This is a genomic window from Microbacterium sp. CR_7 (assembly GCF_041954755.1).
Classification (GTDB): Bacteria; Actinomycetota; Actinomycetes; order Actinomycetales; family Microbacteriaceae; genus Microbacterium.
On sequence record NZ_JAVAYF010000008.1, the window covers coordinates 13,324 to 26,893 of the forward strand.

At 70.4% G+C, this 13,570-nt stretch carries 12 protein-coding genes and 1 pseudogene; 6 read left to right on the top strand and 7 right to left on the bottom strand.

What is annotated here, in order from left to right; translation table 11 throughout:
• Positions 1 to 23 precede the first annotated feature (23 nt).
• Positions 24 to 893 (top strand): serine protein kinase RIO, encoded by an 870-nt coding sequence (locus RAC81_RS15575; RefSeq protein ID WP_375083199.1) that lies wholly within the window; start codon positions 24 to 26, stop codon positions 891 to 893.
• Positions 894 to 1,080: 187 nt separating this feature from the next.
• On the opposite strand, the gene speB is transcribed toward RAC81_RS15575, so the two are convergent.
• From speB to RAC81_RS15595, 4 genes are read right to left on the bottom strand one after another with little or no spacing between them, the layout of a single operon-like run.
• Positions 1,081 to 2,031 carry an agmatinase gene (gene speB, locus RAC81_RS15580; protein WP_375083200.1) on the bottom strand — a complete coding sequence of 317 codons (951 nt, stop codon included), beginning with the start codon at positions 2,029 to 2,031 and terminating at the stop codon, positions 1,081 to 1,083.
• A 35-nt stretch (positions 2,032 to 2,066) separates the two neighbouring features.
• Positions 2,067 to 3,686 (bottom strand): thiamine pyrophosphate-binding protein, encoded by a 1,620-nt coding sequence (locus RAC81_RS15585; protein WP_375083201.1) that lies wholly within the window; start codon positions 3,684 to 3,686, stop codon positions 2,067 to 2,069.
• Position 3,687: 1 nt separating this feature from the next.
• A complete protein-coding gene (locus RAC81_RS15590) occupies positions 3,688 to 5,355 on the bottom strand; it encodes an amidohydrolase (protein WP_375083202.1) in 1,668 nt (555 codons plus the stop codon).
• Positions 5,356 to 5,404: 49 nt separating this feature from the next.
• Positions 5,405 to 6,727 carry an MFS transporter gene (locus RAC81_RS15595; RefSeq protein WP_375083203.1) on the bottom strand — a complete coding sequence of 441 codons (1,323 nt, stop codon included), beginning with the start codon at positions 6,725 to 6,727 and terminating at the stop codon, positions 5,405 to 5,407.
• Positions 6,728 to 6,948: 221 nt separating this feature from the next.
• Between RAC81_RS15595 and RAC81_RS15600 the strand changes: the two genes are divergently transcribed.
• The 3 genes from RAC81_RS15600 to RAC81_RS15610 are packed head-to-tail and all read left to right on the top strand — an operon-like array spanning position 6,949 to position 10,416.
• Complete coding sequence (locus tag RAC81_RS15600; protein WP_341933104.1) at positions 6,949 to 7,863, top strand: Lrp/AsnC family transcriptional regulator; 915 nt, start codon at positions 6,949 to 6,951, stop codon at positions 7,861 to 7,863.
• A gap of 48 nt (positions 7,864 to 7,911) precedes the next feature.
• Positions 7,912 to 9,321 (top strand): MFS transporter, encoded by a 1,410-nt coding sequence (locus tag RAC81_RS15605; RefSeq protein WP_375083204.1) that lies wholly within the window; start codon positions 7,912 to 7,914, stop codon positions 9,319 to 9,321.
• Positions 9,322 to 9,360: 39 nt separating this feature from the next.
• On the top strand, positions 9,361 to 10,416 hold the full coding sequence (locus RAC81_RS15610) for a cation diffusion facilitator family transporter (RefSeq protein WP_375083205.1): 1,056 nt from the start codon (positions 9,361 to 9,363) through the stop codon (positions 10,414 to 10,416).
• Here RAC81_RS15610 and RAC81_RS15615 read toward each other — a convergent pair.
• Positions 10,413 to 10,958, bottom strand: coding sequence for an HNH endonuclease (locus tag RAC81_RS15615; RefSeq protein WP_375083301.1), 546 nt, complete (start codon positions 10,956 to 10,958; stop codon positions 10,413 to 10,415). The two genes, RAC81_RS15610 and RAC81_RS15615, sit on opposite strands and share 4 nt — an antisense overlap.
• Before the next feature lie 187 nt (positions 10,959 to 11,145).
• Positions 11,146 to 11,367, bottom strand: a pseudogene (locus RAC81_RS15620) (DUF222 domain-containing protein); the annotation flags it as partial.
• On the opposite strand from RAC81_RS15620, the gene RAC81_RS15625 reads away from it, so the two are divergent.
• The gene (locus RAC81_RS15625) at positions 11,272 to 11,946 is read left to right on the top strand and encodes a hypothetical protein (RefSeq protein ID WP_375083304.1); all 675 of its coding nucleotides are present in this window, start codon (positions 11,272 to 11,274) and stop codon (positions 11,944 to 11,946) included. The pseudogene RAC81_RS15620 and the gene RAC81_RS15625 overlap by 96 nt on opposite strands.
• Before the next feature lie 130 nt (positions 11,947 to 12,076).
• Here the strand turns inward: RAC81_RS15625 and RAC81_RS15630 are convergent, their stop codons facing one another.
• On the bottom strand, positions 12,077 to 12,646 hold the full coding sequence (locus tag RAC81_RS15630) for a MarR family winged helix-turn-helix transcriptional regulator (protein ID WP_375083206.1): 570 nt from the start codon (positions 12,644 to 12,646) through the stop codon (positions 12,077 to 12,079).
• A 105-nt stretch (positions 12,647 to 12,751) separates the two neighbouring features.
• Here RAC81_RS15630 and RAC81_RS15635 point away from each other — a divergent pair, with 105 nt between their 5' ends.
• Positions 12,752 to 13,564, top strand: a complete 813-nt coding sequence (locus tag RAC81_RS15635; protein WP_375083207.1) for a hypothetical protein — start codon at positions 12,752 to 12,754, stop codon at positions 13,562 to 13,564.
• Positions 13,565 to 13,570: the final 6 nt, after the last annotated feature.

Here is a 13,570-nt window from a genome sequence, read left to right on the forward strand (position 1 = left end):
CTCCCTCTCCCCGGAGCCACACCGTGTCTGATCACTCCGCTTCCTCCGAAGCATCCTTCGTCTTCGACGCCTCTCCCTTCGAGGCCGTTCCCGTGTTCGCCGACGTCGAGCCCGGCGTCAACCAGAGATGGACGACCTGGCCGTCCGTCACTCCTTCCGAGCGAGGCCCTGAGCCGAGACCCGGATGGGTCGTGACCAGCGCCGGCGCTCTCGACACAGAACTCGGCATTCTCAAGACCGGCAAGGAGGCCGACGTCTTCCTCATCGAACGAGCAGTGCCCGGCGATCCGCGTCGGCGCACGCTGCTCGCGGCCAAGCGGTACCGCGACAGCGACCGCAGCGGTTTCCACCGGTCGGCGATCTACACCGAGGGCCGTGCGACGCGGAACACCCGCGACACCCGGGCGTTGGCGAAGAAGTCCACCCACGGTCGCGAGGTCGCCGCAGCCCAGTGGTCGTTCGCCGAGTTCGCGGCGCTGAGCCGGATGCACCAGCTCGGAGCTCCTGTCCCGTACCCCGTGCAGGTGAACGGGACGGAGGTGCTCATGGAGTTCCTGGGGGATGCCGACGGCGCTGCCGCCCCGCGCCTCTCCCAGGTGCGCTCGAGCCACACTGAGCTCACCGAGTACTTCTCGCAGGTCGTCGACCTCATGCGCGTGTTCGCCGCCGCGGGCTTCGCGCACGGCGACCTCTCGGCGTACAACCTGCTCGTGCACGAGGACCGCGTGCGAGTCATCGACCTGCCGCAGATCGTCGACGTCATCGCGAACCCACAGGGTCTCGACCTTCTGCACCGCGACTGCGTCAACGTGTGCGACTGGTTCGCCCGCCGTCGCGTCGATTGCGACGCCGAGGAGCTGTTCGCCGAGCTGGTGGCGGTGTCGTTCGGGTGAGTGCGGGTGCGGTCATTCGCTCCCGTCGCAGTTCGGGCCGCCTCGGAGGCGGACCCGTTCGCTCCCGTCGCAGTTCGTGCCGTCGCGGAGGCTCACGGGCGGCGCGAAGTGCGACCGGAACGAGTTGACTGCCCAGCCCGGCGGCACGAGGTGCGACAGGAACGGGATGCAGGCCCGGAGTTCCGGGTCAGTCCCGTGCCAGGCGCGCGGCGAGCAGGGTCACGAGCTCGTAGACGACGTGACTCGCCGCGATCCCGGTCATCTGCGCGTGGTCGTACGCGGGCGACACCTCGACGACGTCGGCGCCGACGATGTCGTGGTCGCGCAGCGCCCGGAGGATGCGCAGCAGCTCGCGGCTCGTGAGACCGCCGGCCTCGGGGGTTCCGGTACCGGGCGCGTGCGCGGGGTCGAGCACGTCGATGTCGATCGACACGTACAGCGGCCGGTCGCCGACGCGCTGCAGGATGCGCTGGATGCCGGCCTCGACGCCGTGCTCCTCGATGTACTCGCTCGACACGATCGAGAAGCCGAGGCGGGCGTCGTCCTCGAGGTCCTGCTTCGAGTACAGCGGCCCCCGCGTGCCGACGTGGCAGCTGGTGGTCAGGTCGATCAGCCCCTCCTCGCTCGCCCGGCGGAACGGCGTGCCGTGCGTGATCGGGGCGCCGAAGTACGTGTCCCACGTGTCGAGGTGGGCGTCGAAGTGCAGCACGGCGACCGGCCCGTGCTTCGCTGCGACCGCCCGCAGCAGCGGCAGCGCGACCGTGTGGTCGCCGCCGATCGTGACGATGCGCTGCACCTGCTCGCCCAGGGCGCGCGCTGCCGTCTCGACCTCGGTGACCGCCTCGGTCAGGTCGAACGGGTTGACCGGGATGTCGCCGGCATCCACCACCTGGGCCAGCTCGAACGGAGACACGTCCTGCGCGGGGTTGTACGGCCGCAGCAGTCGCGACGACTCGCGCACGTGCGAAGGACCGAAGCGCGTGCCGGGGCGGTAGCTCACCCCGGAGTCGAAGGGGATGCCGACGACCGCGATGTCGGCGCGCTCGACGTCTTCGATCCGAGGCAGCCGCGCGAAGGTCGCGATGCCGGAGTAACGGGGGTTCGCGGAGGCGTCGATGGGGCCGATGGGGTCGGTCATGGTCGTTCCTGTTCGTCTCGGAAGCGGGGGTGTGATCAGTCGAGGAGGTGCTGCGGGAGATGCACGAGCTGCACCCCGCCGGCCGCGATCGCGTCGCGGATGCCGGGCACGACGTCGTCGCGACGCTCGATACGACGCCCCTGCGCGCCGAAGGCGGCGGCGAGCGCGGCCCAGTCCGGCTGCACGAGGTCGACCCCGACGGGCTCCATGCCACGGTCGACCTCGTTCTGGCGGATCTCGGCGTACCCGCCGTTGTCGACGCACACGACGGTCACGTCGAGGCGCTGCTCGACCGCGGTGACGAGCTCGTTGACGCAGAACATGAGCGCGCCGTCGCCGATCACCGTGACGACCGGATGCTCGGTCTGCGCCACGCGCGCGCCGATCGCGGCCGGGAGTCCGTAGCCGAGGGTCGCGTAGGTCGGCGTGTACAGCAGTGCGTGCGGTCGGGATGAGGGCAACACGCTGCCGAGCGCCATGTACACGATCTGCGAGGAGTCGCCGGCGACGATCGCGTCGTCGGGCAGGGCCTCTGCGATGAGCTCGGCGAGGGCGACGGCCTCGGGAGCCGTCTCACGGGACTCCCGCTCGATCGCCGCACGCTCGGCGGTCATATCGCGTGCGGTCCGCTGACCGGCCGGCAGCAGGCGCAGCAGCTCGCCGGTCACGGCGGCGGCGTCTCCGACGAGGCCGACCGTCGCGGCGAGGTTCTTGTCGAGCTGCGCCGGGGAGATGTCGACCCGCACGACCGAGCCCGTGGCCTCGAGCCGCGGGGCCCACAGCTCGGCCTCGCCGAGCTTCGACCCGACCACGAGCAGCACGTCAGCGTCCTCGGCGACCGCGCGGGCGGCGGCCAGGCGCAGGTTCGACCCGAGGGAGAGCGGATGCCGTTCGTCGACGACGCCCTTGCCGTTCAGGGTCGTCAGCACCGGTGCTCCGAGGCGTTCGGCGAGCGCGGTGAGCTCGTGCGCGGCATCCGTCGATCCGCCGCCGGCGACGATGACCGGACGCTCGGCGCCGCCGAGGAGTCGGGCCGCCTCGGCGAGCGCTGCGGGGTCGCCCGACGCACGCGGCGGGAGGGGCCGCGGACGACGCGCTTCGGCGGGCACGCCGGCCGGCGCCTCGAGGACGTCGAGCGGGATCTCGATGTGCACGGGGCGCGGACGGCCGGTGCGGAACAGAGCGAACGCGTCGTGCACGGCATCCACCGCCTCCGCCGCGCTCGTGACCCGGCGCGACCACTCGGCGATCGCACTGACCATGGCCGTGGCGTCCTTCGTCTCGTGCAGCGTGCCGACGTCGGCGAACTCGGCGCCGAGTGCCACTCCCGGCGAGACGACGAGGAGCGGACGCGACTCGCAGAAGGCCGTGCCGATCGCGCTCATGGCGTTCTGCAGGCCGGGCCCCGAGGTGGTGATGACGACGCCGGGCAGGCCGGTCTGCTGAGCCCAGCCGTCGGCGCCGTAGCCCGAACCCTGCTCGTGACGGTTCGTCACGACGCGGATGCCGAGGTCGGCGAGCGGTCGGTACAGCTCGAGGTTGTGCGTGCCGGGGATGCCGAACACGGCGTCGACGCCGTACCCGCGGATGGTCTCGAGCACCGCCCGCCCCGCGGTGTCGGAGTGGTCGGGAGCGGCTGCGGAGACGGCGTTCACCTCAGGCACGGTACCGCCGCTCGCCGTCGACCCAGGTCTCGCGCACGGCGATCTGCGCGATGTCCACACCGGCCACCGAGAGCGGGTCGTCCGACAGCACGACGAAGTCGGCGTACTTGCCGACCTCGAGCGAGCCCAGGTCGTCTTCGCGGCCGATCGACACCGCTCCCTCGTACGTGTGCGCGCGGAGCGCGGCTGCGGCCGAGATGCGCAGATCATCCGAGCCGAGCTTGTGACCGCGCCGCGTGACCCGCGTGACGGCGGTCTGGATGGCCTCGAGCGGGATCGGCTCGGCGACCGGCGCGTCCGACGAGATCGTCATCGGCACGCCGGCGCGCTCGAACTCGCCGAGCGGGTTGAAGCGCTCGCCGGGGGTGCCGATGGCCTCCTCGACGCCCTCACCCCAGTTGAAGTAGTGCTGAGTCTGGTTCACGGGACGGATGCCCGACGCGGCCATCCGCTCGATCTGCTCGGGGGTCGGCAGGCCGCAGTGCTCGATGCGGTGACGGGCGTCGGCATCAGGATGCGCGGCGAGTGCCGCCTCGATCGCCGACACGACCATCTCGATCGCCGTGGGCGACTGGGCGTGCGTGGCGGTCTGCAGTCCGGCCGCGTGCGCCTTCGCGATGAGCGCCGCGTAGTCGGCGGGCTCGTGGTAGAGCTGCCCCGTGCGGCACGGGTCGCCGACGTAGCCGTCGGGGAAGTACGCCGTCCACCCGCCGAGCGTGCCGTCGGCGTAGAACTTGATGCCCGCGAAGCTCAGGTGCGCGTTGCCGAACTGTCCGACCAGGCCCATCTCGAGCGCCTCGTCGAGCAGGTGCGACAGCAGGTACATCGACACGCGCAGTTCGAGGCGTCCGGCCTCGGCGAGCCGCAGGTACATGTCGAACTCGCGCCGGGTGACCTGACAGTCGCCGATCGACGTGACCCCGCCGGCGAGGAAGCGCTGCGTCGCGGCATCCAGCTGCCTGAGGTGCTCCTCCGGTTCGTCGGCGAGATGGAAGTTGGGACCGTGATGGCCGATCTTCACGCCGTGCACGCCGGTGAGGATGTTGCACGCGGCATCCGACAGCTCTCCCGTCAGCTCGCCGCCGGCGTCGCGGAAGAACTCGCCGCCGTCGGGGTTCGGGGTGTCGCGGTCGACGCCGTTCAGGTCGAGCGTGTACGAGTTCACGACGCCGCCGTGACCCGAGGCGTTCATGAGGTACACCTCGCGGTCGCGGGCGACCTCGTCGAGCTCGAACCGGGTGGGGTGCCGCTTCTCGGCGAGGTTGCGCTGCTCGTAGCCGTACCCGCGCACCGGTCGTCCGGCCGGGGCCTCGGCCGCCGCGGCCGACAGCAGCGCCACGATCTCGGGGATGCTGCCGGCCTTCTCGGGCCCGCAGTCCACCCACGTCATCATCTGGCCGAACATCAGCGGGTGCGCGTGCGCGTCGACGAAGCCCGGCACCACGACCGCATCGCCCAGGTCTACCCGCTCGGGGCGCAGTCCCGCCCGCTCCGCCGCCTGTTCGCACTCCGCGAGGGAGCCGATCGCGACGATCCGACCGCGGTCGGTGAGCAGGGCCGTCGCGGTGGTGGCGTCGGCATCCACCGTGTGGATCGCTCGGGCCGTGATCAGTCGCGGCGTCGTCTGGGCGGAGCGGTCGAAGGGGGTGAGCTTTCTCATGGGCCTGTTCGCTGTCGATGCGGTCGGGGTGGGGCGGGAGCGGCGCGGGTCAGGGGAGCCGGTTCGCCGTCGTGTCGGTGCGGGCGGTGAACGATGCCGTGACCGGCGCCTCGTCGGAGTGCTGCGGCGCGAGACGCGTGCAGATGCCCGCGATGATCGCCATGCCGATGAACATCGCGATCACCGACCAGACGCTGCCGGTCCAGGCGATGAGCTGCGTCGCGAACCAGGGCGAGAAGCCGGCCCACACCGCGGCGCCGACGCCGTACGACAGAGCGATCGACGTATAGCGGGCCTGCGGCCGGAACATCTGCGCGAGGATCGCGGCGATCGGCGCGTAGGTCGCGCTCATCGCGATGCGCACGAGCGAGGCGAACAGGAAGATGAGCGGTTCGACGCGGCCCGGCATGATCAGCAGGAAAGGCACGAACGTGAGCACCGAGGTCACGAGGCCGATGTACATGACGTTCTTGCGGCCCCACTTGTCGCCCAGCCAGGCGACCGGGAGGGTCACGAGGAACTCGACGAACGAGGCGATCGTCATGGCGTCGAGGATGACCTGCTCGCTGATCGCAATGGGCTCGCCGGTGGCGTACGCGGTCGCGAACGTCGTGGCCAGGTAGTAGCCGCCGGTGGAGATGGGCAGGATGCCGATGCCGAGCAGGATCGGCTTCCAGTTGGCGCGCAGCGCGAAGGCGAGGGGCATGGACTGCTTGCGGCCCTCGATCTTCTTCTCGAAGACCGGCGACTCCTCGACGCGGTACCGCACCCAGAGGCCGACGCCCACGAGCACGATCGAGAGGAGGAACGGGATGCGCCAGCCGCCGTCGATGATGAAGTCCTCGCCGCCGCGCGACATGATCGCGAAGATGCCCGAGGCGAGCAGCGCACCGGCCGGATTGCCGAGCTGGGTGAACCCGCCGTAGAACGTCTTCGACTTCTCGGGCGCGTGCTCGACGCTCATGAGCACGGCACCGCCCCACTCGCCGCCCACCGCGAGACCCTGGATCGCACGGAGCAGGATGAGGAGGATCGGCGCGAGGATGCCGATGTTCTCGTAGGTGGGCAGGCAGCCGACCAGCACCGTCGCGACGCCCATCAGCAGCAGCGTGATGACGAGCGAGACGCGGCGGCCGAGCTTGTCGCCGATGTGGCCGAAGATGATGCCGCCGAGGGGACGCACGAGGAACGCGACGGCGAAGGTCGCGAACGCGGCGGCGGTCTCGGCGAGACGGTCGCCGCTCGGGAAGAACAGCGGGCCGAAGACGAGCGCCGCGGCGGTCGCGTAGACGTAGAAGTCGTACCACTCGATGGTGGTGCCGACGAAGGCGGCGATGCCCGCGCGCCGCGCCTTGCTGTGGGTGGAAGCCATGAGGCCCGCTCCTTTGCGGAAGTGTTCGGATAGCGAAGGATGCTACGGACGGGACCGGGTCTGCGACAAGACCAGAACTCCAGCGTGACAGACGATTCACTGGACTTCTGACTGCCAGGTGACGCATCTCTCGCCTTCCCGCCCGTGGTGAGTGCGCTTACACTGCAGATGTGTGCGCGCATCCGCGCGTTCGCGGGAAACTGACGAATGTGGGCTGACCCATGGATTTCGACGCCGAACTGATCCGCGCCCTGCAGGAGGACGGTCGCGCCAGCATCCGTTCGCTGTCGGTGCGACTCGGTCAGTCGCGCGCGGCCGTGGCGGCGCGGCTGCGGACGATGCTCGACGACCGCACGGTGCGGGTGGTCGCCGCGGTCGACCCGGTGTTCCTGGGGCAGCACGTGCTCGCGCACGTGTCGATCCGCACCGACGGATCGGTGGAGGTGGTCGCCGAGCACCTGCGTGACATGAGCGAGACCGTGCTCGTGTCGGCGGTCGGCGGAGCGCACGACCTGGTCACGGAGGTGCGCCTCGGGTCGATGGCGGAGCTGCACGACCTGCTCGCGCAGATCCGCGCGATCGGGGGCGTGCTCGACATCAACACGATCATCTACTCGACGGTCGTGAAGGGGTTCTTCGTGTCGGAATACCACGGCGACGTGACGCTCGACACGATCGACGAGGACCTCATCGAGCACCTGCAGTCGGACGGGCGGATGAGCTTTCGCGCACTCGGCGAGGCGGTGCGGCTCTCGCCGTCGGCAGTGGCGACCCGGGTGCAGCGGCTCATCGACGGCGGCGTGATCAAGATCAGCGCGGTCGAGGCGCGCGGTCTCGCGCACCGGCAGCTGTCGATGGGCGTGGGCCTGAACCTCAACCACGACGACGATGCGGTGATCGAGGAGCTGCGCACCGGGCGGGGCATCGACTTCGCGGCGCGCACCCTCGGCCGCTTCGACGCGGTGGCGACCCTCGTCGAGCCGTCGGCGGGGGCGCTGTACGCGAGCCTGGAGCGACTGCGGTCGCTTCCCGGCGTCACGCGCATCGAGGCGTGGCTGCATCTGGCGGTGCTTAAGGAGGATTACGCCCGCACCCTGCATGCGCCCGCGCTCACCCGGCTGGTCGGGCAGGGCTGAACGGCGCGCCGTCACCGTCCGTTCACCGCGCGCCGCCAGACTGCGAGGATGAGCGAATCCCCGCAGAGCGGCGCGGTACCCGACCCCGCCGCGACGGCGAACAGCGGCGCGGTCGGCGTCATCGGCCTCGATCTGCGCGGCGACACCCCCGCACCCAAGAAGCAGGTGTTCTCATGGGCGCTGTGGGATTGGGCGACGCAGCCGTTCAACACCGTCATCCTCACGTTCATCTTCACGGCGCTGTACCTGACGACCGAGGCGTTCCTGCCCGCCGACGTCGCAGCCCTCGGCGACAAGGATCCGGTACGACTGGCGGCCGAGGCCGACCTCGCCTCGGGCCTCGGTCTCGGTTCGACCATCGCGGGGATCGCGATCCTGCTCATCGCGCCCGTGTTGGGTCAGCGCGCTGACGCGGCCGGCAGGCAGAAGCTGTGGCTCGGGATCGGCACAGGTGCGCTCATCGCGTGCATGTTCGGCCTGTGGTTCGTCGAGCCGACGCCTGCCCTGTTCTGGCTCGGGGTGGCGCTGATCTCGGCGGGATCGGTGTTCGGCGAGATCGCCGCCGTGAACTCGAACGCGATGCTCATCGGCATCGCGAACCCGAAGACGGTGGGCCGCATCTCGGGTCTCGGCTGGGGATTCGGCTACATCGGCGGCATCCTCGCCCTCGTGCTGGTGGTCGTGTTCTACATGCTCGACTGGTTCGGGCTGCCCGAGGACGGCGGGCTGCCGTTCCGGATCATCGCGGTGGGGTGCGCGATCTGGGCGATCGTGTTCTCGATCCCGATCTTCCTCAACGTGCCCGAGCCGTCGCTCGGGCGTCCCGACCGCAAGGTCGGCTTCTTCGCGTCGTACGGGCTGCTGGTGAAGGACGTCGTCGGCCTGTACCGCAATCCGGAGACGCGCAACACGTTCTGGTTCCTGCTGTCGAGCGCGGTGTTCCGTGACGGGCTGGGCGGCGTCTTCGCGTTCGGTGCGATCATCGCGGGGCAGGTGTTCGGGTTCGGGTTCCTGGAGCTCGTGATCTTCGGTATCGCGGCGAACCTCATCGCGGGCGTCTCGACGATCATCGCCGGGCGTTTCGACGACACGTACGGCCCGAAGCGCATCATCCTCGTGTCGCTCGCCTCGATGATCGTCGCCGGTCTCGCCGTGTTCTTCCTCGTGGATGCCGGGACGGTCGTCTTCTGGATCGGCGGTCTGATCCTCTGCGCGTTCGTCGGGCCCGCGCAGGCGGCGGCGCGCTCGTTCCTCGCCCGAGTCACGCCCGCTGGCCGGGAGGGTGAGATCTTCGGCCTGTACGCGACGACGGGTCGCGCGGCGAGCTGGATGTCGTCAGGTGCGTGGACGGTGCTGATCGTTCTGACCGGCGCGACGGCGTTCGGCATCGTCGGGATCGTGATCGTGCTCATCGCCGGGTTCCTCCTGCTTCTGCCGGTCAGGGCCACGGCGCGCTGAGCCGCGCCCACCCCGCGTGGACGGGAGTAGCCTGACCGCGTGACGGTCATCATCGCGTTCCTCGCCAACGTCCTCGTGGCGATCGCCAAGACGGTGGCGGCCGTGCTCACGTCGTCGGCGTCGATGGTCGCCGAGGCCGCGCACTCGTGGGCGGATGCCGGGAACGAGATCTTCTTGCTCATCGCCGACCGGCACGGCGCGAAGGCGAAGGACGAGCGGCATCCGCTCGGGTACGGTCGCGCGGCGTTCGTGTGGTCGCTGGTCGCCGCGTTCGGCATCTTCACCGCCGGATCGATCGTGTCGATCATGCACGGCGTGCAGGAGCTGTCGGACTCCGGCCCGGTGGAGAGCCCCGGCATCGCCTACGCGATCCTCGGCATCGCGTTCGTGCTCGAGGGGGCGTCGTTCACACAGGCGCTCGTGCGGTCGCGCAAGCTCGCCCGCGAGCGGGGTTCGTCGACGTGGGACTACGTGCTCGAGACGAGCGACACCACCCTGCGGGCGGTGTTCTTCGAGGACGCCGCCGCCTTGATCGGCCTGGCGATCGCGGGCGGCGCGATCGCGATGCATCAGATCACGGGGGTCGCGGCCTGGGATGCCGTCGGCTCGATCCTCGTCGGCGTGCTGCTCGGTGTCGTGGCGCTCATCCTGATCCGGCGGAACATCGCGTTCCTCATCGGGTCGAACGCGTCGCCGGCTCTGCGGGAGCGGGTGGGGCGCGCGCTGCTGACGTCGCCGCAGATCCAACGGCTCACGTATCTGCACATCGAGTACGTCGGTCCGAACCGGCTGTTCATCGTCGCGGAGGTCGACCTCGCGGGTGATGCGCGCGAGCACGACGTCGCTCGCCGCCTGCGGAAGGTCGAACGGCAGATCGAGTCGCACCCGGTGGTCGAGACGGTCGTGCTGTCGCTGTCGGTCGACGACGAGACGTCGCTGGACTTCGGGACGAGCGCGGACGCACGAGCGAACGCCGACGCACGAGCGAACGCAGATGCAGGAGAGAACGCAGGATCGAGTGCCAGCACGGGCACCGCCACCGGCACCCACACCGAAACCGGCACCGGCACCGGCACCGGCACCGGCACCGATTAGCCCGCCCGAACGAGCCGAGGCGGCGCGCTGAGCCGAGGCGTTCGCCATCGTTGCTCGCGGTCCCACCACGCCGGACCTCGTACCCGGGGAACGCCGTCGTTCATGCGGATCTCCCACCCGGAGCCGTCAAGCGATCTGTGATGCCACCAGCACAGCGGCACTCCGTTGTCGGTGGTCGTCGGTCCGCCGCGGGCATGCTCGGTGACGTGATGGATCTCGCACCAGGCTGCCGGGACATGGCATCCCGGAATGAGGCATTCCTTGTCGCGAGCGACGATCGCGCGTCGCTGATGCGCGGTGAACACCCTGTCGGTGCTGTCGATGCCGACGATCCGCCCCTCGCGCATCGTGACGCGCTGGATCGTTCCGGAGCACCCCGCCTGCGCGGCGACCCTGACCGGCACCTGACCATGCGGATCGCCGTGGGCACCGGGCAGGCTCGCCCATCCCGCGCCCGCTTCGAGATCCCGCACGTCGACGGTGACGACGAGTGTCGGCGCCGCACCGCCCAGGGTCGGCATGTCTCGGTGGCGCGCGGCGATGCCGAGCGCGGCAGCGAACGCATCGTGACGCTTCTGCGTCGCCGTCGATCACCGCACGCGAATCGGAGTTGAAGGGGTCGGAGTCGAACGGATCGGAGTCGAGCGGATCGGAGCCGGACAGGTCTGGATCGTCGGCCTCGGCCCCGTCTGATCGCTCGGACGGGACGAACGCCACTCGCGACGCCGACCTCTCCCCCGCCGGATTGTTGACCGCATCCATCACGGCCTCGAGCTGCGCGGCGACCTCGGGCGAGAGCCATCCGCGGATCGATCGCAGGCCGTCACGAAGCCGCCCCAGCGTGATGCCGCGGCGATGCTGCGCATTGCGGTCGTCGGGCTCAGCGCCGTCCGGATCGAGCACGGCGACGATCGTGTGCGCGAGATACGCCAGGTCATCGGGAGTCGGCACCGGCCCCGCCGCGCCGGCCGGGCCGTCGGTGCCAGTGAGCTCGCCAGTGCTCTCATCGGCTTCAGCGCCGGTCTCGATGTCGGCGCCGCTCGCACCCGCACGAGCCGCCTCCGCGAGGCATTCGTCGGCACCCGCTCGCTCGTCGACGGTGAGGCGCTCCCACGCCTTCTCCACCGGCGCGGTCGCCGCGAGCATCCCCGCGATCCCGACCCGTCCGGCGAGCAGAGCATCTCGGAGCGCAGGCCATCGCGCCGGCATCCGCTCTCCGGACAGCAGATTGACGTCGCGTCGCACGAGGTCGACGACCCGGCCGAACCGTGTCGCGGCGGACGACTCGACGGCGAGAGCGCGCTGCAGCAGCTCGTTCTGCGAGCGGCACCCGGCGAGGTGCGGCAGGTCGACGGCGTCTCCGGTGGCGAGCGCCTCGACGACGACCGCCTCAGCGCGCCGCATGACCGCACCCGCCGCCGCGATGATCGCGATGCGCTCCTCGTCGGTTACTCCGGCGAGCGCGTCGTCGCCGAGCGCACGATCGAGGTCGGAGACGACCTGATCGAGGAGTTCGCGGGTGCGGGATGACATGCCCTCATCCAACCCGCGGCCACCGACATTCAGACGCGAAAACCGGTCGATTTATCCCAGTTCACAGCAGTATTCCGAAACACGCGACCATCGTTCCGGCATATCCCCGTAATCGCCGGGGGCGCACCTACGAGCCCCAGTTGTCGGCCAGCTTGCCCAGCAACCGAGCCAGCTCCGCCCGCTCCTCCTCGGTGAACGCGGCCAGAGCATTCCCCAACATCTCCCGCCGCTCGCCGCGCATCCCCTTCGCGAGCGCACGACCCTCGTCGGTCAGAGCGATCCGCGTCCGCCGGGCGTCGTCGGGGTCCGCCTCGCGCCGCACCCAGCCGTGCGCGACGCCCTGCTGGACCAGGCGGGAAGCCCGCGGCTGATCGACGCCGATCGCGGCACCGAGATCACTCACACTCAAGGGAGAGGATGCCGCGGCGAGCGCCTCCAGCATCCGCATCCGCGCCGGTCCGCCGAATCGCCCCGACGGGTCGGCCATCCAGGGCGGCATCCCGGGACGACCCGGGTCACCCGGGTGACCCGGGTGACCAGGATGTGCGTGCTCGACGTGGTCGGAATGCGGTCCGCCGTGCCACCCGTGCCGCCCATGCCCGCCCGGACCCCGCTCCCGCTCGCCCGGGCGTCTGCTACGCAACCGCGCGAGTGCGCGGGCGATCGCCTCGGTGGGGTCGTCATCTGAAGTCGTCACAGCTCGATTTTACATGCGACTTGACATGTAATCGGACTGCATGTCACACTACATATACATGCCCTATGACAAGCACATGCACACTGACATCTAAGGACTCACCCCATGAACACCACCGACACACAGAACACCGAGCAGACCCCTGACCGCCCCTTCGGCTACTGGTTGAAGGCGATCGACCGCCTGATGGCCGCGCAGTTCGAGGCCGCTTTCGCCGGCGAGCACGCGACGCGCCGCGACTGGCGGCTGCTGAACGTCGTCGACGGCACTGCCCCCGCCCGCCGCCCGCTCACGGCGCACAAGCTGAACGATCTCGTCGACCGCGGCTGGGTCGTCGCCGACGGCGACGGCTGGGCGCTCACCGACGAAGGACGCGCCACCAAGGAACGGCTCGGCGCCCTCGTCGACGGCATCCGCGCGACGGTCACCGACGCCGTCTCCCCTGACGACCTCGCCACGACGATGGCCTCCCTCGAGAGCATCGCCCGCGCATTCGGCTGGGACGAGGAGACGCCGCTCCCCCGCGGACGCGGACGGCACCACCGGCACGGACGCGGCCACCGCTTCGGCGGCCCTCGCGCCTTCGGTCACGTCCGCGGCTTCGGGCACCGGCACGGCTTCGACCCGCGTGACGGCTTCGACCCGCGTCTCGGCGTCGATCCGCGTCGCGGATACGACCACGAGCAGGGGCACGACTGCGGCCACCGCGGTCACCCCGCCCACGACCGCACGGCCCACCACCGGGGCCAGCACGACCGGGGCGAGCACGGCACGCGCGAGCACGAGCACGGCTTCGAGCCCGGCCGCGGCTACGGCTTCGGCCCCCAGCGCGGCCACGGTCGCCACCGCGCCGCCCGCCTCACCCACGCGTTCGAGCGTGGTTTCGACGCCGGTTTCCGTCGCGGTCGCGACGCCTGACCACGG